Here is a 22,116-nt window from a genome sequence, read left to right on the forward strand (position 1 = left end):
TGAACCTTCCTCTAAATACAGAATCCGGTCCATTTTAGTGGTCCAGCCTGGAAAACTTGCCTGCCGCACTCCTGCGAACGTTCTTTTCGTGGATCAGAAACCCAGCTTGACCAGCTGTTTCGGGTCGCGCTGCCAGTCCTTGGCCACCTTGACGTGGAGGTCCAGGTAGATGCGCGTGCCCAGGAGGGCTTCGATGCCTTTGCGGGCGTTGGTCCCGACTTCACGCAACCGGCTGCCGCCCTTGCCGATGATGATGGCCTTCTGGGACGGCCGCTCGACATAGAGGTTGACGCGCACATCAAGCAGGGGGCTGTCGTCAGGCCGGTCCTCCCGGGGAACGATTTCCTCCACCACCACGGCCAGGGAATGGGGAAGCTCGTCCCGGACACCCTCAAGGGCAGCTTCGCGGATCAGTTCCGCCACCATGACTGCCTCGGGCTCATCCGTCAGTTCGCCGTCCGGGTACAACGGGGGCGACGGCGGCATGTGGCTGATCAGCACGTCGGCGACTGTTTCCACCTGGAAGCCGTCAGTGGCGGATACCGGAACGATGTCCTTCCAGCCGTCCTCCCCCATTACTTCGCGGCCCAGGGCCGCCACCGCAAGGAGCTGTTCGGTGAGCGCCTGCTTGTCCACGAGGTCAGTTTTGGTGACGATGGCGATCACCGGTTTGCGGCCGACGGCGGCAAGCTGGGCGGCGATGAACCTGTCGCCGGGGCCGATTTTCTCGTTGGCCGGCAGACAGAATCCGATGGCGTCCACCTCGGCGAGTGTATCCGCGACGAGGTCGTTCAGGCGCTTGCCGAGCAGGGTGCGGGGACGGTGCAGGCCCGGAGTATCCACCAGGATCAGCTGGGCGTCCTCGCGGTGCACGATGCCCCGGATGGTGTGCCGCGTGGTCTGCGGTTTGGCGGACGTGATGGCCACCTTCTTGCCCACCAGCGCGTTGGTCAGGGTGGACTTGCCCGCATTGGGCCTGCCGACGAGCACCGAAAATCCGGCGCGGAATCCGCCGAAGTCGTCCGTGGCCGCAGCCTTATTTTTCTTGCTCACGTGGAACTCCCTGCTGGGTTGCTTCGGCCTCTTCCAGGAGGCCTTCAAGGTCAGTCTCTACTCTTGGTACCGGCGCCGCAATGATGTGGCTGACCCGGTTCCGCCGGCCTTCAAGCCGGTCCGCACGCAGCGATACGCCCTGCACTTCCACGCTGCTGCCCACGATCGGGACGCGGCCAAGTGCCTTGGCGAGGAGGCCGCCCACGGTGTCCACCTCGTCGTCGTCGATTTCCAGGTCGAAGAGCTCGCCGAGATCGTCGATGCCCATCCGGGCACTGACCCGGTAGGAACCGTCCCCCAGCGCGACGGCTTCCGCGCTCTCGGTGTCATATTCGTCGACGATCTCGCCGACGATCTCCTCGATCAGGTCCTCGAGGGTTACCAGTCCGGCGGTGCCGCCGTATTCGTCGATCACGATCGCAACGTGCGTGGACTCCTTCTGCAGTTCACGCAGGAGGTCGCTCACAGGCTTGGACTCCGGCACGTAGCGCACCTCGCGGGCCAGCGACTCGACCAGCGGCGGCTCCTGGTCCGCACGGAGCTGGTGGATCACTGCAGCAACGTCCTTGAGGTACACGATGCCAAGGATGTGGTCAGTGTTCTCGTTGATGACCGGGATCCGCGAGTATCCGGACCGCAGGAACAGGGACATCGCCTGGTGCAGGCTGGACCCGGCGTCAATGCTGACGATGTCCGTCCTGGGAACCATGACGGCGCGCACCAGGGTGTCGCCGAAGTCGAAGACCGACTGGATCATCTCCGCTTCGGTGTCCTCGATCATGTCGGACTCGCTGGCACGGTCCACCAGTTCCCGGAACTCCTGTTCGCTGAAGAACGCATCGTCGCCGCCCGGCGCCCCGGGGGCCGCCGAACTTCCCAACGCCACCAACCAGCCGGGAATCGGTCCCAGCACGCTGGTGAGGAACCGGACCATCGGGGCAGTGAAGCGGACAACGGCAGTGGAGTGCAGCCTGCCCAGCTGGCGGGGCGAAACGCCCACGATCACGAACCCAAGAAGGGCCATGATGCCGGTGGCCACCAGGCCGGCAAGCCACACGTTGTCCAACAGGCTGGAGATCAGGACGGCGACGGCCACCGCGGAGGCCATCTCGAACCACACCCGCCAGAAGCGCAGCGCCCGGGTGTGGGCCACGGGCTCGGCAAGGATGCGCCGCATGGCGGTGCCGCGGCTCCTGTGCAGAGCATCTTCGGCGTCGTGCCGGGGAAGGAAACTGAAGGCGGCCTCGGCCGCTGTCAGCAGGGCCGCGACGGCAAGGAAAACCAATGCCACCGCGACCAGGAGCAGTTGCGTCACTGGGTCGTCTCTGCAGGTGCTTCTTTGCCCGTGAAGCCGGACAGGAGTTCCCGCTGGAGCCCGAACATCTCTGCCTTCTCCTCCGGTTCGGCATGGTCATAGCCCAGCAGGTGAAGGATGCCGTGTGTGGCCAGCAGCAGCATCTCGTCCTGCAGCGAGTGGCCGGCGTTCCGGGCCTGCACCTTTGCAACCTGCGGGCAGATGGCAATGTCACCCAGCATGCCCTGCGGGGTGGGCCGGTCGGGCGTCCCCGGGGTCAATTCGTCCATGGGAACCGAGAGCACGTCGGTGGCACCCGGTTCGTCCATCAGTTCAATGTGCAGCTTCTCCATGGCCGGCTCATCCACGAGGAGGATGGACAGTTCGGCCTGCGGATGAATGTAGAGCTGCTCAAAAATGTACCGCGACAGTGCCACGAGCTCCGACTCCTCCACCTGGACGCCGGACTCGTTGTTCACCTCGATGCTCACGCGTGTTCCCCCCGTTTTTCCCGGCCGGCTGAATGCTTGAGCCGGCTCCGCTGGGTTTCATCCCAGATGCTGTACGCGTTGACGATGTCCCCGACCAGCCGGTGCCGCACCACGTCGGCGGCATCCAGGACCGAGAAGCTCACGCCGTCGATTCCCTGCAGGATTTCCTCAACGATCCGCAGCCCGGAACGCGTCCCAAACGGCAGGTCCACCTGGGTGACGTCTCCGGTGACCACCATCTTGGATCCGAAACCGAGCCGGGTGAGGAACATCTTCATCTGTTCCGGCGTGGTGTTCTGCGCCTCGTCAAGGATGATGAAGGCGTCGTTAAGCGTCCGGCCGCGCATGTAGGCCAGGGGTGCCACTTCAATGGTGCCGGCCGCCATCAGGCGCGGAATGGATTCGGGGTCCATCATGTCGTGCAGGGCGTCGTAGAGCGGCCGGAGGTAGGGGTCGATCTTGTCGCTGAGCGTGCCGGGGAGGAAACCAAGCCGCTCCCCCGCTTCCACCGCGGGGCGGGTCAGGATGATCCGGCTGACCTCTTTTTGCTGCAGCGCCTGGACGGCTTTTGCCATGGCCAGGTACGTCTTGCCGGTGCCGGCCGGACCAATGCCGAAGATCACGGTGTTGGCGTCGATGGCGTCAACATAGTTCTTCTGGTTCAGCGTCTTGGGCCGGATGGTCCTGCCGCGGCTGGAGAGGATGTCGTGGGTGAGCACATCCACGGGATTCTGCAGTGACTGCGTGCGCAGGAGGGACACCAGTTGCTGCAGCACAGCAGGAGTGATGACCGTGCCGCGGGCCACCAGGCCACGGACTTCCTGCAGGAGCCGCATGATCCGGGGAACATCACCGGCGGGTCCGTTGATGGACAGTTCATTACCCCGGGCATGGAAGTTGACGGCGGGGAACTGCTCTTCGATGAACCGCAACGCCTCGTCATGGCTGCCGAGTGATTGAACCATCTGGTCGGAGTTCTCAAAGAGGACTACTTCAGTCCGGGTGCCGGGCAGGGAGTGCGGGAATTCACCCGGACTGCCTTCGCCCGTATTGAGCCGGCGCTTACCATTTGCTGATTCAGTCATGGTGCTGGCCCGCAGGCCCGTGGTCCCCTCGAAGATCGACATCAATGTTTGCGTTTGCTGATGCCGGCGCCCGTTGGACGGTGCTCCTGGCCCCAGCGATCCCTTTATCTTACGCCAGCGCGGGGCCGGGCCGGATACCAGGCCGCCATGGAGCAGCGGCTGCAACCCGTCCGGAGGGTGCCGGGACGTCCTTAGGTATCAACTTCATATCGGCCTCATATCGTTCCCGTTGCAGTTGTGCCCGCGGAGGCAAAGAGCGGCTGGGCGGCCGCGCCGCTGTGCAATGCTGGAAATCCAGCATCTGCTGGAACACCAGGCCGCCAGGGGGATCGGCCCGCCACGCCAGGAAAGGACAAGGGCAGGACAGTGCCGGAAACCTCTGCGCCCGAAAGGGCAGGACGACCGATGGGCCGTCTGCGCCCCGCCGTCCTTGCAGGAATCCTGGTCCTGGTTCCGGTCCTTGCGGGCTGCACGGCCGAGGGCGGCCCCTCACCCACCGGCACCATCGCCTCGGTGCCGGCAACGGGCGGCACCATGCCGGACACGCTGTCCACCAGCGCCCCGCTGGAAACCGCACAGTCCTCCAACAAGGCGCCGGTCTACTGGATCGGCCGCAGCGGCGGGAACATCTTTCTTTACCGGGAATTCCGCGACGTCCCTGAACAGGAGAACCCGGTCACCCGCGCCCTGCGGGCCATGATGTCGGAAAAGCCGCTGGACCCTGACTTCTTCACGCCCTGGCAGAACCCGGACAAACTTGCCACCTCAATCTCCGGCAAGGACGTCATCACCGTCGACGTCTCCTCGGACGCTTTCAACAGCAACCTCGATGCCGACATGGCTGCCCGGGCCATCCAGCAGCTGATCTACACGGCAACCGCTGCCGCCGCCAGTTCGGGCCTGATCGACACCGGCCAGCAGATCCGGGTCCGGATCCTCGTGGACGGCCACACGGACTACGTGGCCTTCGGCAAAGTGCAGCTCGGGGCCCTGATGACCCGCGCCGCGGGCCTGGTGGCGCCCGTCTGGATCATTGATCCCCAGGAGAACGCCGAAGTGCCCGGCGGGAGCGTGAAGATCACCGGCCGCAGCACATCGCCCGGGGCGAAGCTCCGCTGGCAGATCCTGCAGTCTACGGACGGCGGCAGCAAAGCACCGTTCCTGGCGGGTGAAACCACGGCTGCGTCCGAACAGGGGCAGGCCGGCGTCTTCACCCTGGCCCTGAACCTTCCGCCGGGCGATTACATGCTGCGGGTGGCCCAGGCCGGCTCCGGCGGGGAACCGGACCGGAACGAGGACACGAGGTCCTTTAAGGTCCGGTAGCCGTCCACCGGCCAAGGACGTCGCTGGCAAGCACGACGGCGGCCGGGCCGGCCGTGGAGGACCGCAGGACATGGTGCCCCAGGAGGGCGGTCACGGCGCCCTTATCGCAGAGTTTCGTTACCTCCCGCTGGCTGATGCCGCCCTCCGGACCGACGATGAGCAGGATTTCCCGGGGTCCGGAGCCTGCTTTCCCTTGCCATGTTTCAAGGACGGTGCGCAGCGGCCGAACGGCGTCCTCATGCAGGATGACAGCGAGGTCGGCAGCTTCCACGGCAGCGGAAAGCCCGGCAGTGTCGACGGCGGACCGCACTTCGGGGATCCAGGCGCGCCGTGCCTGCTTGGCGGCCGCGGCCACGGAGGATTCCCATTTGGCATGGGCCCGGGCTGCGCGGTCGCCCTTCCAGCGGACGATTGACCGTTCGGACTGCCAGGGTATGACGGCGTCGATGCCCAGTTCCGTGGCCGTCTCGATGGCCAGCTCGTCGCGGTCCCCCTTGGCGAGGGCCTGGACCAGCACCAGCCGGACGTCCGGCCTGTCTTCGACGGTCAGCGTCCCGCATTCCACCTCGAGTGCGGAGGGAGCGGCGGACACCACCTTCCCGGTCATCCGGGTGCCGGCGCCGTCGACGATGTCCACCGCTTCGCCGGGAGACAGCCGTTTGACGGTGACGGCATGCCGCGCCTCCGCCCCGTCGAGGACAAAGAGTTTGCCGGCCGCCATCCCGGCCAGCGAACCGGGGGGCGTGAAGAAGACGGGGTTGCTCACCGCTACAGGTTACCGAGCCGGTCCCGGAGCTTGGCGAACATGCCGCCGCTGGCAGCGAGCTTGCCCTCGGTGATCTGTTCACCACGGAGCTTGGCCAGTTGGCGCAGGAGGTCCTCCTGCGCGGGGTCGAGCTTGGCCGGGGTGTCCACCTGGAGGTGGACCTTCAGGTCGCCGCGGCCGTAGCCCCTCAGGTGGGTGACGCCGAGGCCGCGCAGGGTGATGATCTCCCCCGACTGGGTACCGGGCTTGACGTCGATCTCCTGCGTGCCGTCGAAGGTTTCCAGGCTGACATCCGTGCCCAGGGCGGCTGCCGTCATGGGGATGTGCAGGGTGGCGTGCAGGTCGTCGCCCTCCCGCACGTAGGTGGCGTCATTGTTGACGCGGATCTCCACGTACAGGTCGCCGGCCGGACCGCCCGCGGGGCCGGCCTCGCCCTGGCCGGAGAGCTGGATCCGGGTTCCGGTGGCCACACCGGCAGGGACCTTGATGGTCAGCGACCGGCGGCTGCGGATACGGCCCTGGCCGCTGCACTCGTTGCAGGGATCCTTGATGACGGTGCCGAAACCTTCGCAGGTGCCGCAGGGGGCGGCCGTCATGACCTGGCCGAGGATGGAGCGGACGGCCCGCTGGACCTGTCCGCTGCCGCCGCAGATGTCGCAGCGTTCCGGATGGGTGCCGGGGCGGCAACAGGATCCGTCACAGGTGGGGCAGACCACGGCGGTGTCCACTTCGAGTTTCTTGTTCACGCCGAATACGGCGTCGCGGAGGTCGATCCGTACGCTGATCAGGGCATCCTGGCCGCGGCGGACACGGGAAGCGGGACCGGACGTGCCGCCGGCGCCGAAGAAGGTGTCGAAAATGTCCTGGAACGCGAAGCCCTGGCCCGCGTAGCCTGCGCCGCCGAAACCGTTGTCGGTGCCGTTCTCATTGCCGGTGGTGTCGTAGATCCGGCGCTTCTGGGGGTCCGAAAGCACCTCGTAGGCGTGAGTTACTGCCTTGAACCGTTCCGATGCGTCCGCACCGGGGTTTACGTCCGGGTGTAGGGTGCGGGCCAGCTTGCGGTAGGCCTTTTTGATTTCTTCACCCGTCGCTTCGGGTGAGACTCCAAGGACGTCATAGTGGCTGCTCAAAGTTCGTATCTCTTCCTTGTTGTACTGCGTTCAGTTGGGCGGCCCAGCTCTTGCTTTCCGGCCGAAGCGCGCTCCGGCGGCCAAGAGTCAGGGCCCCAAAATCCTGGAAAGGTAGCGCGCCACTGCCCTGACGGCGGCCATGGTGGTGGGGTAATCCATCCGGGTGGGCCCGAGGATGCCTACTTTCGCCGAGCTGTCCGGACGGTAGGCAGTGGCCACCACGGAGGCCTCGGCAAGGCCGTCGTACGGGTTCTCCCGTCCGATGCTGACAGCGACGCCGCGGTGGTCCTGGGCCATTTCGCTCAACAGCCGCAGCATCACCACCTGTTCCTCCAGCGCCTCGAGCACCGGGCCGATGCTGAGGGGGAAGTCGACGTTGGACCTGGCCAGGTTGGCGGTGCCGGCCATGACCATCCGGTCCTCCCGGCTGTTTTGCGCCAGGCCCTCCAGCCCGAGCGCCAATGCGTGTGCCGCCTGCCGCTGCGGGTGCGGGGTGGCGGCGACGACGGCGGGCAGCGCCTGGGCCAGTTGGCGCAGCGGTGTTCCGCCCAGTGCACCGAGGAACCGGGTGCGCAGTTCAGCCAGTGCGTCGTCGCCAAGGTCCTGCCCGACGTCGATCACCCGCTGCTCCACCTTGCCGCTGTTGGCGATCAGGACGACGAGGACCTTGCGCGGGGCGAGCAGGACGAATTCGATGTGCCGGACCAGTGCCCTGCTCAGGTGCGGATACTGCACCACGGCAACCTGGTTGGTCAGCTGCGACAGCAGCCGGACGGTCCTCTCCAGCACGTCGTCGAGGTCGTCCGCGCCTTCGAGCAGGGACTGGATGGCGCGGCGTTCGGCGGCCGAGAGCGGCTTGACAGCCGAGATTTGGTCCACAAAGAGCCGGTAGCCCTTGTCCGTGGGAATCCGGCCGGCACTGGTGTGCGGGGCGGTGATCAGCCCCTCGTCCTCCAGTGCGGCCATGTCATTGCGGATGGTGGCGCTGGAAACACCAAGATGATGCCGCTCCACCAGGGCCTTGGACCCAACCGGCTCGCGGGAGTGGACGTAGTCCTCCACGATGGCCCGCAGTACTTCCAGCTTGCGTGGCTCGCTCACTCTCCACCTCCATCCATGGTTCGGGGCGCATGCCCCTCCCGATGCAACCCAGGGTTAGCACTCGACATGCCTAAGTGCTAACAGTCTATTATGCCTCGGCCCGTTGTTAGCATTGGTACCGCTCCGGGCGAAATTGCGGAGTTGAACACTAGCGCTAGGCGGATCAAATCCATGGATTACCGGAACTGGGGCCCACGCGGCATATCCGCTCCCGCACGGACGGAACTGCCTGAGGTCCCCGTGGAGCGCGGCATGGTGCTCGAGGAAGTGCAGTCGGGCTGGGTGGGTGCCGTGACCCGGGTGGAGAAATCCGGCGGCATGCATGTGGTGGCGCTGGAGGACCGCAGGGGAAAATCGCGTTCCTTCCGCCTTGGGTTCGGCTTCCTCCTGGAGGGCCGGCCGATCCGGCTGATGCCACCCGCCCCCCGGCCGGCCGCTGCCGGTCCCGCGGCGGGCAGGACGGCCTCGGGGTCCGTTCGGGTCGCCGGACAACGCGCCCAGGTGGCCAAGGCCAGCCGGATCTGGGTGGAAGGCAAGCACGACGCCGAACTGGTGGAAAAGGTCTGGGGAGACGACCTCCGGGTGGAGGGCATCGTCGTCGAGCCCCTGCACGGCATTGACGACCTTGCCGCAGCCGTCGCGGACTTCAGGCCGGGGCCTGGCCGCCGTCTTGGCGTCCTGGTGGACCACCTGGTTCCTGACTCCAAGGAGTCCCGCATCGCGGATGCCGTCATGGCCTCCCCGGGCGCCGCAGGCAACGTCCTGATCGTCGGTCACCCCTACGTGGACGTCTGGCAGGCGATCCGGCCCGCTGTCCTTGGCATCGACAAATGGCCGGCCGTGCCCCGCGGGCAGGACTGGAAGACGGGGATCCTGAAAGCCTTCGGCTGGCCCCACGCCACCAAGGAAGATGTCGGCCTGGGATGGCAGAAGCTGCTGGGCGCCGTGCGCACGTACGCGGACCTCGAAGCGTCGCTGCTGGGCAGGGTCGAGGAAGTCATCGATTTCCTGACCGTGCCGTGAAGGGCGGACGGCGTCCCGGGAACCAGTATTCTTGGTAGTGCGGTTCCTTGTTTCCTGAGGCACTGCGCACCGCGCCGGAATTGTAGTCAGCACCACTTGCACCTTCGAAGGAACAGACTGTGGCAGAAAACGCACGTGATCACAGGGACGGCCAGGGCCGTTCCGAGTACCATGGCGTCCCCGCCAACGCCCTGCCGCTTACGGCCAGCGAAGACCGCCAGTGGGCGACGCTGGCGCACTTCGGCGGGATCCTGGGGTGCGTCCCCTCGCTGCTGATCTACTTGATCTTCCGTGACCGCGGGCCATTTACCGCCCAGGAATCCAAGGAAGCGCTGAACTTCAGCCTGCCGCCCACCATCGCCGCGGTGCTGGCCAACATCCTGGTGTTCGTCCCCTACGTCGGGAACATCTTCGCGGTCATTGCCACGCTGATCTGGGTGGCGCTCACGTGCTTCTCCGTCGCGGCAGGGATCCACGTCAACCGGGGCCAGCCGCACCGCTACCAGTACAACCTGCGCTGGATCAAGTAAGGGCAACTGCCCGCGGGTCGGCTCTAGTCCGGCAGGATGCGGCGGACTACTGCGTCTGCCAAGAGCCTGCCCTTGAGGGTCAGGACCAGGCGTCCGCGGAATGCGGCAGCAGGATCAACCAGGCCGGCTGCGATCAGTCCGGCCACCTCGTGGCGTCCCCCGGCACTCAGCGTTGAGACATCCAGTCCCGACTGGAGGCGGGCCTCCAGCATGACCCGCTCCAGGTTCCTTGTTTCCGCGTCCAGGGTTTCCCTGCCGGCGGCGGGCGAAAGCCCCTGCGACAGCCGGTTCGCGTAAGCGGACGGGTGCTTGACGTTCCACCAGCGGACCCCGCCCATGTGTGAGTGCGCGCCCGGGCCGATGCCCCACCAGTCGTCACCCCGCCAGTATGCGAGGTTGTGGCGGCAGGCCTGCTCCGGAGTCCGCGCCCAGTTGCTGACCTCGTACCAGCCAAGTCCGGCTTCGGTGATCAGCTGGTCGGCGAGCTCGTACTTGTCGGCGTGGTCGTCGTCGTCGATTCCCGGGACTTCGCCGCGGCGCATCTGCGCGGCCAGCTTGGTGCCCTCCTCAACGATCAGCGCGTAGGCGCTGATGTGGTCCGGCCCGTAGGAAAGCGCCGTTTCGAGGGAGTGCCGCCAGTCGGCCAGCGACTCCCCCGGCGTCCCGTAAATCAGGTCCAGGCTGACAGCCAGTCCTGCCTCGCGCGCCCACTGCACCACCTGCGGCACCCGGCTGGGCGTATGGGTCCGGTCCAGCACCTTGAGCACGTGCGGAACCGCGGACTGCATCCCAAAGGACACCCTGGTGAACCCGGCGTCCTTGAGGACGGCAAGGGACTCCGGCGTGACGGAATCGGGGTTGGCTTCGGTGGTGACCTCGGCGCCGTCGTCAATGCCCCATTGGTCGATGGCGGCCCGGAGGATCAGGGCGAGGTCATCGGCCGGCAGCAGCGTGGGCGTGCCGCCGCCAAAGAAGACGGTGCTGAGCTTCCGGTCCGGCAGCCCTGAACGTGACAGCACAGCAGCCGCCAGCGACACCTCGGACACGGCGGTCTGGGCGTATGCGTCCTGGGACGCTCCGCCGCCAAGTTCCGTGGCGGTGTAGGTGTTGAAGTCGCAGTAGCCGCAGCGCACAGCGCAGAACGGGATGTGGACGTACAACCCGAAAGCCCGGGCCGCCGCACCGTCCGCTGCCTGGGCAGGCAGCAGACCGTCCGACGGCGCCGGGTCGCCGAGGGGAAGAACGCTGGGCATCAGCGGGTCCCCCGCTGTGCGGTGGTCACTTCTTCTTGGCCTTGTCCTTCGATTCGTCGGTGGTCAGGGCGGCGATGAACGCTTCCTGCGGCACCTCCACTGTGCCCACCATCTTCATGCGCTTCTTGCCTTCTTTTTGCTTCTCCAGCAGCTTGCGCTTCCGCGAGATGTCACCGCCGTAGCACTTGGCCAGCACGTCCTTGCGGATGGCGCGGATGCTTTCGCGGGCGATGATCCTGGAACCGATCGCGGCCTGGATGGGCACTTCGAACTGCTGGCGGGGAATCAGTTCGCGCAGCTTGCCGGTCATCATCACGCCGTAGGCGTACGCCTTGTCCCGGTGCGTGATGGCGCTGAACGCGTCCACCTGTTCGCCCTGGAGCATGATGTCCACCTTCACCAGGTCGGCGGCCTGCTCGCCGTCGGCCTTCCAGTCCAGCGAGCCGTAGCCCCGGGTCTTGGATTTCAGGATGTCGAAGAAGTCGAAGACGATTTCCGCCAACGGCAGGCGGTAGCGGATTTCCACCCGGTCCTCGGAAAGGTAGTCCATGCCGCCCATGACGCCGCGGCGGGACTGGCACAGTTCCATGATGGCGCCGACAAATTCGTTGGGGGCCAGGATGGTGGCGGAGACCATGGGCTCGCGTACCTCGGCGATCTTCCCGGTGGGGTACTCGCTGGGGTTAGTCACCCGGACCACCTTCTTGTCCTCCAGGGTCACCTCGTATTCCACGTTCGGTGCGGTGGAGATGAGGTCGAGGTTGTATTCGCGCTCCAGGCGTTCGCGGGTGATCTCGAGGTGCAGGAGACCCAGGAAGCCCACGCGGAACCCGAAGCCGAGGGCAGCCGAGGTTTCCGGTTCGTAAACCAGCGCGGCGTCGTTGAGCATGAGCTTTTCGAGGGCGTCGCGGAGTACCGGATAGTCGGCGCCGTCCAGCGGATACAGGCCGGAGAACACCATGGGCTTGGCATCGGCGTAGCCGGGGAGGGACTCCGCCGCCGGCTTGGCCAGGTTGGTGACGGTATCGCCCACCTTCGACTGCCGGACGTCCTTCACGCCTGTGATCAGGTAGCCCACTTCACCGACGCCGAGCCCCTTGGACGGTGTGGGTTCCGGGGAGCTGACACCGATTTCCAGAAGCTCGTGCGAGGCCCTGGTGGACATCATCTGGATGCGCTCACGCGGATGGAGCATGCCATCCATCACACGCACGTAGGTGACCACGCCGCGGTAGGTGTCGTAGACCGAGTCGAAGATCATGGCACGGGCCGGGGCATCGGGGTTGCCCTTCGGCGCCGGCAGGTCGCGGACGATCTTGTCCAGGAGGGCCTCGACGCCGACGCCGGTCTTGCCGGATACGCGCAGGACGTCCTCGGGATCGCCGCCGATGAGGCTGGCCAGCTCGGCGGCGTACTTTTCAGGCTGCGCCGCCGGAAGGTCGATCTTGTTCAGCACCGGGATGATGGTGAGGTTGTTCTCCATGGCCAGGTACAGGTTGGCCAGCGTCTGGGCCTCAATGCCCTGCGCCGCGTCCACCAGCAGGATGGCGCCTTCGCAGGCCGCGAGTGACCGGGATACCTCGTAGGTGAAGTCCACGTGGCCGGGCGTGTCGATCATGTTCAGCGCGTAGCTGACGCCGTCCACCTCCCAGGGCATGCGGACGGCCTGGGACTTGATGGTGATGCCACGTTCCCGCTCGATGTCCATCCGGTCCAGGTACTGGGCCTTCATGTCACGCGCCTGGACCACACCGGTGGACTGCAGCATGCGGTCAGCCAGCGTGGACTTGCCGTGGTCGATATGCGCGATGATGCAAAAGTTCCGAATGATTGCCGGATCTGTCGCGGCGGGCACCGGTGCGGTGCGGGCCATGGGAGACACGCAGGGTCCTTACTGTTGGCTTTTCAGCAGCCACCCGCCGGGCAACGCCATAGGCGCCTGCGGAACAGCTGCACGTCTTGAACATCCAGTGTCCCACGTCCGGGACGCACGGACCGCATCCGGGCAGGGCGCCGCCCGGCAGTTCCATGCCGAACCACCGCCGATAGGCTTTTCGCATGGTCATTGATCTCCGCTCCCTGGGAAACGCCGTCCGCCGCGGCCTGCGCATGCTGCAGAAACGGCGGCCCGCCCCGCCGGCCCCGGGCCCCGGCCGGGACCGCCGGGCGGGGGCCATGCCTCAGGCTCCCGGCGGAGGTCCTGCCGGGTCCGGGTATCCCGGTGATTACCGCGGGCGGTCCGCCGTCCGGTATGCACCGCAGCCGGACGGCGACCCGGATCCGGGCGAGGTGGTGTGGGCCTGGGTCCCTTACGAGGAGGACCACGGCAAGGGGAAGGACCGGCCGGTGCTGCTGGTGGGGCATAACGGCCCGTTCCTCCTGGGACTGATGCTGACCAGCAGGGACAGGGTGCCTGCCGGTTCAACGTCCGGCGACTACGTGGACCTCGGTTCCGGGGACTGGGACAAGCAGGGCAGGCCCAGTGAAGTGCGCCTGGACCGTATCCTGCAGATCCGCCCTGACAGCATCCGGCGGGAGGGCGCCGTGCTGGACGCGGCGCGGTTTGAGAAAGTTGCGGCCGGGCTGCGCCGGCGACACGGCTGGACCTGACCAACCCAAATGGCCAGTGCCGCCGCTGACCTGCTATTCTTTATTGCTGTGTGTCCGTGCAGGTCGACGGTCACTGATGGCTGGCCGCCATAGGTATCCCCACGCCGCTCAGTCAAGGCCAGCCTGAAAGCCCTCTAGACCATTTCCGCATTACAAAGAGAGTTCACACGTGGCGAATATCAAGTCCCAGAAGAAGCGCATCCTGACCAACGAGAAGGCACGCCTGCGCAACAACGCAGTCAAGTCTGAGCTGAAGACGGCCATCCGCGCCGTCAACACCGCCGTTGAGTCCTCTGACAAGGAAGCTGCTACTACTGCGCTCGTTACTGCCAGCCGTAAGCTGGACAAGGCTGTCAGCAAGGGTGTTCTGCACAAGAACAACGCAGCGAACCGCAAGTCGGCGATCTCCAAGAAGGTCAACGCACTCTAAGGTTTCCAGTTCCCACGAACTGATGGTGTGGCCGGTACCGCAAGGTACCGGCCACACGCTTTTAATCGTTGCGGCCTAACCTGCCCTGGACGGACATGGCAATCACCGTCACAGCGTGTTCGACGGCGTAGACGGGGTCCCGGGACAAGCCCTTGACCTGCGCATCAGCCTCCGCCGTGGCCTGGATGGACCGGACCAGGCCTTCCGGGGTCCAGCGCCGGACGTCCCGCTGTGCCTGCTCCACGAGCCAGGGCTGCATCCCGAGTTCCGCCGCGATCTGCGCGGGCGATCCGGAGGCGCCGGCCACCCGTGCGACAGTTCTTAGCTTCGAGGCGAGGGCTGCCACCAGCGGAACCGGGTCAGCACCGGTGGCAAGGGCGTGGCGCAGCGTCGACAGCGCCACGGGGGCGTTTCCTGCCATTGCGGCGTCGGCGACCTTGAACGCGGTGGCCTCGATCCGTCCGCCGTAGTACTTGTCCACGGTCTCAGTAGTGACGGTGCTCCCTGCGTCGGCAATCAGTTGCGAGCACGCCGCGGCGAGTTCCGAAAGGTCGGCCCCCACGGCATTCACCAGCGCCTGGACGGCGTCCTGGTTGATCCGCCGCCCGGCCGCCTTGAACTCCGCCATGACGAACGAGACCTTGTCCGCATCCTTCTTCAGTGGCTGGCAGTCAACGACCGGCCAGCCACCCTTCTTAACGGCGTCGAGGAGCTTTTTGCCGCGTGCTCCCCCGGCGTGCCGGAGCACGACGACGGCGTCCTGTTCCGGGTGCTGCAGGTAGGCAAGGGCATCCGCCAGGAAGGCGTCGTTCATCCCTTCCACGGCCTCCACTTCAATGAGCTTGCTCTCACCGAACAGTGAAGGGCTCACCTGCATGGTCAGGGTGCCGGCGTCATAGCCGGCGGCGTTGATGCGGCTCAATTCGACGTCCGGCGCGGCCGCCCTGACCTGTGAGCGGATCCTGTCCATGGCCCTGATGCCCAGGTACTCTTCCGGGCCGCTTACCAGCACGATCGAGGCCGGGGCTACGTCCCGCCAGGAGGCTGTGTTCGACGCCGGGGAGCGTGTTGCCCGCTTTTGCGCGACGGCCATCCAAGGTCCCTTCCGGAGGTTTTATTGCAGTATCCCAGCCTGCCACGTCTGCGCCCGCGGTCCAAGCTGCCCTTGCGGCGGATGTGCTGCAGCCGCAGCTCCATCAGCCCGATCAGTGCCACCGTGACGGCGTGCGCTTTCCGGACCTGGCAGGCGAACCGCAGGGGCCGGACCACTGCCCACACGGCCGCCAGGGTAACGGTGGACAACAGCACCATAGACAGCAGCCCGGGCACTCCCTCAGGCCAGGGCAGGGCGGAGCCGGGCAGCTGCGCCGTGAACCTGGCGGTGGCGGCGACGCCGGCGCTGAACGTTCCAGCCACAGCGATCAGAAACGTGGCGGCCCACGGAAGCAGGACCACCAGCGGCACCGCTGCCGTTCCCAGCAGGGTCACCGGCGCCACCAGGGGTGACACCACGACATTGGCCAGCAGCGAATAGGTGGCGAACCGGGGCTGCAGGAGGACGATGACGGGCCCGCACAACAGCTGTGCGGACAGCGGAACCGCAACGGCGGCGGCGATCCACCGGGGCACCGCTGCGGGAATCCAGGCGACGATCCGCCGCCCCAGGAGAATGATCCCCAGCGTGGCAAGGACGGACAGCAGGAATCCGAAACTGGTGCCAAGGGCAGGCTCGGCCAGTAGAAGGCCGATGACGGCGAGGCACAGGAAGCTCAGTCCGCGCCCTGGGCGTCCGCCCGCGAGGGCGGCCACCCCGATGGCACCCATGAGAGCGGCCCGCAGGACGCTGGCGTCCGGTCCCACCAGGACTATGAAGAGGGCCAGGCCGCAAAGTGCTCCAGCCGCAGCGGGAGCACGCGGCAGCCGGCACCGGCGGCACAGGAGCAGCAAGGCCCCCAGCACCAGGCTGCAGTTTGCCCCGCTGACCGCCGTTAGGTGGGTCATGCCCACAGCCTTCATGGCGTTGTCCAGTCCCTCGTCCAGTGCGCTGGTGTCTCCGGTGACCATTCCCGGAAGGAGTCCGCGGGCATCGGGTGACAGGAAAACCGCGGCGGAAACGAAGCGCGCCCGAAGCTCCTTCGCTGCCCCCTCCAGCAGCGAGCCTCCCATGGCCTTGCCGGGGGCGGTGGAGGCGGCCAGGGTTCCCGCGTCCTGGTCCCCCGGCTCCGCCGGCCGCAGCTTTCCTGCTGCGCGCAGGGTCTGCCCCGGAACCACCCCGCCCCAGCCTTGCCCGCCCATGATGGTGAGCCGCGCCCGTGTCCGCACCAGCATGCCGCCGGTGGTCACTTCCTGCGTCCACACCGGAACTGCCCAGCGTCCCGCCGACCCGCCCGGTCCTGCCATGGCCCTTGGGTTTCCGGCCACCTCCACAATGGCGACGACGGACTTGCCGGCAGTGACCGCGTCGGCGAGGGGACCCTCGAACCGTTGGCTTGACGACGTTGCAGCGTGGGCTGCGGCGGCAGCGGCCAGCATCAGGGAGACGCCCAGGGCGGCGGGAAAGCTGCGTCCGGTGGCGCGGGGCGGCCCGGCCCGTTCCTGGTGGCCGACGGCGGGACGCGCAGTTCGTGCCGTGCGATGCCTGGCCGCGCGGGCCAGGAGGAGGCCGCCAAGTGCCGCCAGTGCGGAGCACAGTGCTGCAAGCTCCGCAGGCGGCAGCCAGAGCCCGGCCACTGAGGCGGTCCATACCAATAATGCCGGAAGGGCAAGGCGGAGGTCCGTGCGGCGTCGTGGTTCCGCGGGACTGGTATCAGCGTTTTCCTGGGCCTTGCCGCCATCGGCCACCCGCTGGCGCACGTGGTGCACGGCGCGCGTCCAGTGCCCCTGCAGCGGCCGGTGCCCGGTGGCCGGCAAGCAGGGGGTCCGTGGGTGGGCCGGTGTCGAAGGCGGAGAAGGGGTCCCGGAGGCTTCCGTTGCGCCTGGAGGCGTCGGAGCCTGTGGTTCCAGGCCGGGGCCATTCACCGCGGATTCGATGAAGCGGTGCCAGGGACTGCGCCGTTGCTTTCCGCCGCCGGGATCGGGCGCATTCCATCCCTGACCCTTGTCCCGGCCTCCCCTTCCTGAATTCGCTCCCACGGCCGTCCCTAGACCGTCACCAGCGGGAGCAAGGCCTCAAGCATCTTTGGTCCCACGCCGTCGACGGCGTCCAGTTCTTCCGCGCTCTTGAAGGGGCCGTGTTCCTTCCGCCAGTCCACGATCCGCTGGGCCAGGACCGGCCCGACTTTTGGCAGCGTGTCCAGCGTGGCAGCGTCCGCGGTGTTGAGGTTGACCTTTCCGCCGGTCTGGCCGGGTACCGTCCCCTGCTGCGCAGTGCCTGAACCAGCACCCATTGACCCAGTGCCGTCCGGACCTGCGGCACCGGCCGCGGAGGCCTGGGGTTCCCCTTGCCGCGGAACGTGGATTTTCTGGCCGTCCTCCACCACGAGGGCAAGGTTGAGCCGGTTGACGTCGGCGTCCGGAGTCGCACCGCCCGCCGCAGCGATGGCGTCGTCAACGCGGCTGCTGTGCGGCAGCCGGATAACACCGGGTCTGGCCACGGCGCCAACAACGTGCACCACCACCGTCCCCGCTGACGCGGAGCCGCCCTGCCCGCTGCCGGAATCCGGTGGGGCTGGGGCCCCGCCCTGGACGGAACCACTGTCACCGGCCGCTGCTGATGCGCCGCCGGAACCGGTGCCGCCCAACGGCAGGACCTGGGGCGCGGCCGCCCCGGCCTGCCACCAAAACCAGGCTCCCGCGGCCACGGCCAGAACAGCCAGCAGCACGGCGACGCGCAGCCCCACCCGCCACCGGAGCGAAGGCGCCACACCGGAACCAGCTCCGGAGCCACTGCCGGGTTTGTCTCCGCCCGCGTCACCGGAACCCCGGTACTCAAAACCGTCGGGGCCGGCCCCGTCCTGCAGGAGCCCGGAAGGTCCCTCCCCCAGGGTGGCATGGAGCCTCGCCCTCACATGGCGCGCCTGCTGACCTGCTGCTCCAGCATCCCGGCGTGACATAGCTCCACCCTAGGAACACGGTCCGCCGACCGGCAGCCGGCAAAGAGGCTATGTGGAAAGGTGCGCTTCGGCGCCCGGTCCGCCGTCCGTCCCCCCATCGGCGGCCGTCCTGCCCACGATGACCGCAAGGACGCCGAGGCCCGCATGGGCAGCGAGGACTGCCGGGAGGGAACTGATCTGGGCGGGCGGGCATTCGGGAAGTGCCGCTTCCAGCCGCGCGGCCAGGCTCTCCGCCTCTTCGGAGTTCCCGAAATGATGGACGGCCAGGCGCACGGCCTCTCCCGGACGCGCCGCCGCTTCGGCCACCACGATTTCCTCAAGGCGCGCCACGGCCCTGGCACCTGACCGCACCTTCTCCAGCGGGACGATCCTGCCGCCGTCGACCGCAAGGATAGGTTTGATGGCAAACATGGTGCCCAGCAGCGAGGCCGCGGCGCCGATCCGTCCGCCCCGCCGCAGTTGTTCCAGGCTGGGGACGTAGAAGAAGACCTTGGTGCGGGCTGCCTGGGCCGCTGCCGCGGCAGCAACCCCGGCATGGTCGGCGCCGGCGGCGGCTGCCTCCACGGCAGCCTGCACGGCCATCCCCTGTGCCATGCCCACGGTTCGGGTATCCACCACCTCCACGGGGATCCCCACCTTTGCCGCAGCAAGCCGGGCCGCGTCGGCAGTGCCGGAAAGTTCCCCGGAGATATGGACGGAAACGACCGCCTGGAATCCCCGGAGTTCGGCCGCGCGGTACGCCTGCTCAAATTGGCCCGGTGACGGCCTGGATGTTTTGACCTGCGTTCCGGAGGCCAGCGCCACGGCGATGGTCTCGAGGATGTCGTCTTCACCCTCGCCGTAGATTTCCCGGCCCACCATGACGGGCATGGGTGTCACGGTCAGGATGCCGTCCCGCGGCAGCCTGCCTGCATAGTCCGCAGGCAGGGCGGCAGCGGAATCAGTGACGACGGCTGTGCGCACCTCAGCGCTCCCGGCCGCCCGCCGCGTCCCCGGACGCGCCCCGGGACGGAGGCCTGACAGCCGTGCACGGACCCATGGCCAGGCAGCGGCATTACTGTCGGGCAAGGGGCCTCCTGGAGACGGTGTCCGGATCAGTCAGCACCGGCCGCCGGAAAACTTCCGGCGGCCGGTGCGTGCTGCAGGGTGCAGCGCTTATGCCGGGACGATGTTGACCAGCTTAGGCGCACGGACGATGACTGTCCTGATGCCGCGGCCGTCAAGGGCGCGCTGGACGTTGTCGGACGCCAGGGCCAGCTCGCGGAGCTGATCCTCGGAGACGTCCGGGGACACCTCAAGCCGGTCACGGACCTTGCCCTGCACCTGGACAACGGCGGTGACCGTGTCCTGGACCAGGAGCGCGGGATCGTGGGCGGGCCAGCCTGCGTTGGCCACCGACGCCGGGTGGCCCAGCAGGTTCCACATGTCCTCGGCGGTGTATGGCGCGAAGAGGCTGAGGATCACGGCGACGGCTTCAGCGGCTTCGCGGACCGCCGGATCCGCCGCCCCTGCGCCGGAGTCAATGGCCTTGCGGGTGGCGTTGACCAGCTCCATCAGCTTGGCCACCACCACGTTGAACTTGTTGGCGTCCAGCAGTTCAGCGGCGTCCGCGATGGTGCGGTGCGTTACCGACCGCAGCGCGCGGTCGCCGGTGGTGGCGTCCACGCCGGGCCCGCTGGCCACGTCCTGCGCCAGGCGCCAGGCGCGGGCCAGGAATTTCGCCGAGCCCGACGGCGAAACATCGGCCCAGTCGACGTCGTCCTCCGGCGGGGAGGCGAAGATCATGGTCAGCCGGACCGCGTCCACGCCGTACTTGTCGAGCTGCTCGCCGAGGTCCACGCCGTTGCCCAGCGACTTGCTCATGGCTTTGCCGCCGTTGAGTACCTGGCCCTGGTTCAGCAGGGCGCTGAAGGGTTCGTCGGCGTCGATCATGCCCAGGTCGTGGATGACCTTGGTGAAGAAGCGGGCGTACAGCAGGTGGAGGATGGCGTGCTCCACACCGCCGACGTACTGGCCCACGGGCATCCAGTCGTTGATCTTCTCCGGATCGAAGGGGCCCCCGGTGTAGTGCGGGGAGACGAAGCGCAGGAAGTACCAGGAGGAGTCGACGAACGTGTCCATGGTGTCGGTGTCCCGCTTGGCAGGGCCGTGGCAGGTGGGGCATTCGACGTTGACCCAGGACTCGGCCGCGGCCAGCGGCGAGGTGCCCTTCGGGGCCAGGTCCTCGCCGCGGAGGTCCGAGGGAAGGGTCACGGGCAGCTGCTCATCGGGAACGGGGACTTCGCCGCAGGACGGGCAGTGGATGATGGGGATGGGGGTGCCCCAGAACCGCTGCCGGCTCAGGAGCCAGTCGCGGAGCCGGAAGTTCACGAACTTCTCGCCGGTGCCCTGCCGCTCCAGGATGGTGATGGCCGCCGGGATGGCCTCGGCCTTGGGCAGTCCGTCGAGCTCGCCGGAGTTGATCAGGGTGCCCTCCCCCGAGGTGGCGGTGCCCGAGACGGCGGGATCCTCTTCGCCGGTGTCCAGGACGGCGCGGACCGGCAGGTTGAACGCGCGGGCGAAGTCGAGGTCCCGCTGGTCATGCGCGGGCACGGCCATGATGGCGCCCGTGCCGTAGTCGGCCAGGACGTAGTCGGCAGCCCAGACCGGCAGTTTTTCGCCGTTCAGCGGGTTGATGGCGTAGCGGCCGGTGAAGACACCGGTCTTTTCGCGCTCGGTGGACTGGCGTTCGATCTCGGAGAGCGCCTTGACCCGTTCACGGTATTCGTCCAGGGCAGCTGCGTGGTCGTCCGTGACAAGTTCGACGGCGAGCGGCGCGTCGGCAGCCACCACGAAGAAGGTTGCCCCGTACAGGGTGTCCGGGCGGGTGGTGAAGACCGTGACCTCCTTGGCGGGCTTGCCGCCGTCGGCCTCGATCACGAAGTTGACGTGGGCACCCTCGGACCGGCCGATCCAGTTCTTCTGCATGGCCAGGACGCGCTCGGGCCAGTGGCCGCGCAGCTCGTCCATGTCATCCAGCAGGCGGTCCGCGTAGTCGGTGATCTTGAAGTACCACTGGTTGAGCGACTTCTTGGTCACGGTGGTGCCGCAGCGCTCGCAGGCGCCGTTGACCACCTGCTCGTTGGCCAGGACGGTCTGGTCCTTGGGGCACCAGTTGACCGGGGAGTTCTTCCGGTAGGCCAGCCCGCGCTCGTAGAAGCGCTTGAACAGCCACTGGGTCCAGCGGTAGTACTCGGGGTCGGAGGTGTGGAGGCGGCGCGACCAGTCGGCGGAGATGGCGTACCGCTTGAAGGACGCTGCCTGGGTGTCGATGTTGGCGTAGGTCCACTCGCTGGGGTGGGCGTTGCGCTTGATGGCAGCGTTCTCCGCGGGCAGGCCGAAGGAGTCCCAGCCGATGGGGTGCAGGACGTCGTACCCCTTCTGGCGCAGGTAGCGGGCCACGACGTCACCCATGGCGAACGCTTCGGCGTGGCCCATGTGCAGGTCACCGGACGGGTACGGGAACATGTCAAGCACGTAGCGGCGCTCCCGGGACCCGTCATCCACCGGGGTGAAGACCTTGAGGTCCTCCCACACCTGGGGCCATTTGGCCTCCATGGCGGTGAAACTGTAGGTGCCCTCCTCAGGCTCCGCCGATACTGTTGTTGCTGTTCCGGTCTCTGTCTCCGGCTGAACGCCCACTGCTGCCCTCTTCTGTTCTGTTACGGCATCGGTGCTGCCATAACGGCCTGATCCTCCTGCTGCCGGCCCGGCGCCATACCCCGGACACACAAAAGCCCCTCGCCAAGGGAGGGGCTGCCGCTCAGCTATCCGATATCCGGAGCCGGCGGCTAACTAAGCAGAAGGATCGCACGCATGGCTCTACTTTAGCGCACCCCCAGTGTAAACAAGTGCCGGATTACCGCCCAGCCGATGAGGGCACACGCCGGAGCCCGCATCCCCCTAAAGCCACCACCCCCCGAATTGGGTGCTCCC

19 protein-coding genes are annotated in these 22,116 nt (G+C 67.2%); 5 read left to right on the forward strand and 14 right to left on the reverse strand.

Annotation, left to right across the window (positions count from 1 at the left end):
• Positions 1 to 93 precede the first annotated feature (93 nt).
• The 4 genes from era to ASG79_RS09530 are packed head-to-tail and all read right to left on the reverse strand — an operon-like array spanning position 94 to position 3,923.
• Positions 94 to 1,053, reverse strand: a complete 960-nt coding sequence (era, locus tag ASG79_RS09515; RefSeq protein ID WP_018769269.1) for a GTPase Era — start codon at positions 1,051 to 1,053, stop codon at positions 94 to 96.
• Positions 1,037 to 2,368 (reverse strand): hemolysin family protein, encoded by a 1,332-nt coding sequence (locus ASG79_RS09520; protein WP_018769270.1) that lies wholly within the window; start codon positions 2,366 to 2,368, stop codon positions 1,037 to 1,039. The genes era and ASG79_RS09520 overlap by 17 nt, the downstream gene beginning before the upstream one ends.
• Positions 2,365 to 2,838 (reverse strand): rRNA maturation RNase YbeY, encoded by a 474-nt coding sequence (gene ybeY, locus ASG79_RS09525; protein WP_018769271.1) that lies wholly within the window; start codon positions 2,836 to 2,838, stop codon positions 2,365 to 2,367. Before ybeY ends, ASG79_RS09520 begins: the two co-directional genes overlap by 4 nt.
• Positions 2,835 to 3,923: a PhoH family protein gene (locus ASG79_RS09530; protein ID WP_026265765.1), complete on the reverse strand. Its 1,089-nt coding sequence runs from the start codon at positions 3,921 to 3,923 to the stop codon at positions 2,835 to 2,837. The genes ybeY and ASG79_RS09530 overlap by 4 nt, the downstream gene beginning before the upstream one ends.
• A gap of 405 nt (positions 3,924 to 4,328) precedes the next feature.
• Here ASG79_RS09530 and ASG79_RS09535 point away from each other — a divergent pair, with 405 nt between their 5' ends.
• A complete protein-coding gene (locus ASG79_RS09535; RefSeq protein WP_018769273.1) occupies positions 4,329 to 5,246 on the forward strand; it encodes a GerMN domain-containing protein in 918 nt (305 codons plus the stop codon).
• On the opposite strand, the gene ASG79_RS09540 is transcribed toward ASG79_RS09535, so the two are convergent.
• From ASG79_RS09540 to hrcA, 3 genes are all read right to left on the reverse strand, one after another.
• On the reverse strand, positions 5,233 to 6,012 hold the full coding sequence (locus ASG79_RS09540; RefSeq protein WP_018769274.1) for a 16S rRNA (uracil(1498)-N(3))-methyltransferase: 780 nt from the start codon (positions 6,010 to 6,012) through the stop codon (positions 5,233 to 5,235). The two genes, ASG79_RS09535 and ASG79_RS09540, sit on opposite strands and share 14 nt — an antisense overlap.
• 2 nt (positions 6,013 to 6,014) lie before the next feature.
• Positions 6,015 to 7,142: a molecular chaperone DnaJ gene (dnaJ, locus tag ASG79_RS09545; protein ID WP_056390413.1), complete on the reverse strand. Its 1,128-nt coding sequence runs from the start codon at positions 7,140 to 7,142 to the stop codon at positions 6,015 to 6,017.
• A gap of 87 nt (positions 7,143 to 7,229) precedes the next feature.
• A complete protein-coding gene (hrcA, locus tag ASG79_RS09550) occupies positions 7,230 to 8,243 on the reverse strand; it encodes a heat-inducible transcriptional repressor HrcA (protein ID WP_056390417.1) in 1,014 nt (337 codons plus the stop codon).
• A 171-nt stretch (positions 8,244 to 8,414) separates the two neighbouring features.
• Here hrcA and ASG79_RS09555 point away from each other — a divergent pair, with 171 nt between their 5' ends.
• Complete coding sequence (locus ASG79_RS09555) at positions 8,415 to 9,266, forward strand: DUF3097 domain-containing protein (RefSeq protein ID WP_056390420.1); 852 nt, start codon at positions 8,415 to 8,417, stop codon at positions 9,264 to 9,266.
• Between the two features lie 119 nt (positions 9,267 to 9,385).
• Positions 9,386 to 9,796 (forward strand): DUF4870 domain-containing protein, encoded by a 411-nt coding sequence (locus ASG79_RS09560; protein ID WP_018769278.1) that lies wholly within the window; start codon positions 9,386 to 9,388, stop codon positions 9,794 to 9,796.
• Positions 9,797 to 9,819: 23 nt separating this feature from the next.
• On the opposite strand, the gene hemW is transcribed toward ASG79_RS09560, so the two are convergent.
• Positions 9,820 to 11,049 (reverse strand): radical SAM family heme chaperone HemW, encoded by a 1,230-nt coding sequence (hemW, locus tag ASG79_RS09565; RefSeq protein ID WP_018769279.1) that lies wholly within the window; start codon positions 11,047 to 11,049, stop codon positions 9,820 to 9,822.
• A 25-nt stretch (positions 11,050 to 11,074) separates the two neighbouring features.
• Positions 11,075 to 12,931: a translation elongation factor 4 gene (lepA, locus tag ASG79_RS09570; protein ID WP_026265766.1), complete on the reverse strand. Its 1,857-nt coding sequence runs from the start codon at positions 12,929 to 12,931 to the stop codon at positions 11,075 to 11,077.
• 176 nt (positions 12,932 to 13,107) lie between these two features.
• On the opposite strand from lepA, the gene ASG79_RS09575 reads away from it, so the two are divergent.
• Together ASG79_RS09575 and rpsT are read left to right on the forward strand one after the other, a co-directional pair.
• Positions 13,108 to 13,659, forward strand: a complete 552-nt coding sequence (locus tag ASG79_RS09575) for a type II toxin-antitoxin system PemK/MazF family toxin (protein WP_056390423.1) — start codon at positions 13,108 to 13,110, stop codon at positions 13,657 to 13,659.
• 169 nt (positions 13,660 to 13,828) lie between these two features.
• Positions 13,829 to 14,089, forward strand: a complete 261-nt coding sequence (gene rpsT / locus ASG79_RS09580; protein WP_018769282.1) for a 30S ribosomal protein S20 — start codon at positions 13,829 to 13,831, stop codon at positions 14,087 to 14,089.
• Positions 14,090 to 14,150: 61 nt separating this feature from the next.
• Here the strand turns inward: rpsT and holA are convergent, their stop codons facing one another.
• The 5 genes from holA to leuS form a co-directional block, all read right to left on the reverse strand.
• Positions 14,151 to 15,182, reverse strand: coding sequence for a DNA polymerase III subunit delta (gene holA / locus ASG79_RS09585; protein WP_056390427.1), 1,032 nt, complete (start codon positions 15,180 to 15,182; stop codon positions 14,151 to 14,153).
• Positions 15,116 to 16,999 carry a ComEC/Rec2 family competence protein gene (locus ASG79_RS09590; protein WP_223991579.1) on the reverse strand — a complete coding sequence of 628 codons (1,884 nt, stop codon included), beginning with the start codon at positions 16,997 to 16,999 and terminating at the stop codon, positions 15,116 to 15,118. Before ASG79_RS09590 ends, holA begins: the two co-directional genes overlap by 67 nt.
• A gap of 230 nt (positions 17,000 to 17,229) precedes the next feature.
• Complete coding sequence (locus ASG79_RS09595) at positions 17,230 to 18,141, reverse strand: ComEA family DNA-binding protein (RefSeq protein ID WP_056390430.1); 912 nt, start codon at positions 18,139 to 18,141, stop codon at positions 17,230 to 17,232.
• Between the two features lie 48 nt (positions 18,142 to 18,189).
• Positions 18,190 to 19,209, reverse strand: a complete 1,020-nt coding sequence (locus ASG79_RS09600; protein WP_026265768.1) for a DegV family protein — start codon at positions 19,207 to 19,209, stop codon at positions 18,190 to 18,192.
• Between the two features lie 87 nt (positions 19,210 to 19,296).
• Positions 19,297 to 21,822, reverse strand: coding sequence for a leucine--tRNA ligase (gene leuS / locus ASG79_RS09605; protein ID WP_056390433.1), 2,526 nt, complete (start codon positions 21,820 to 21,822; stop codon positions 19,297 to 19,299).
• Positions 21,823 to 22,116: the final 294 nt, after the last annotated feature.

The organism is Arthrobacter sp. Soil761 (genome assembly GCF_001428325.1).
In the GTDB taxonomy this organism is placed as follows: domain Bacteria; phylum Actinomycetota; class Actinomycetes; order Actinomycetales; family Micrococcaceae; genus Arthrobacter.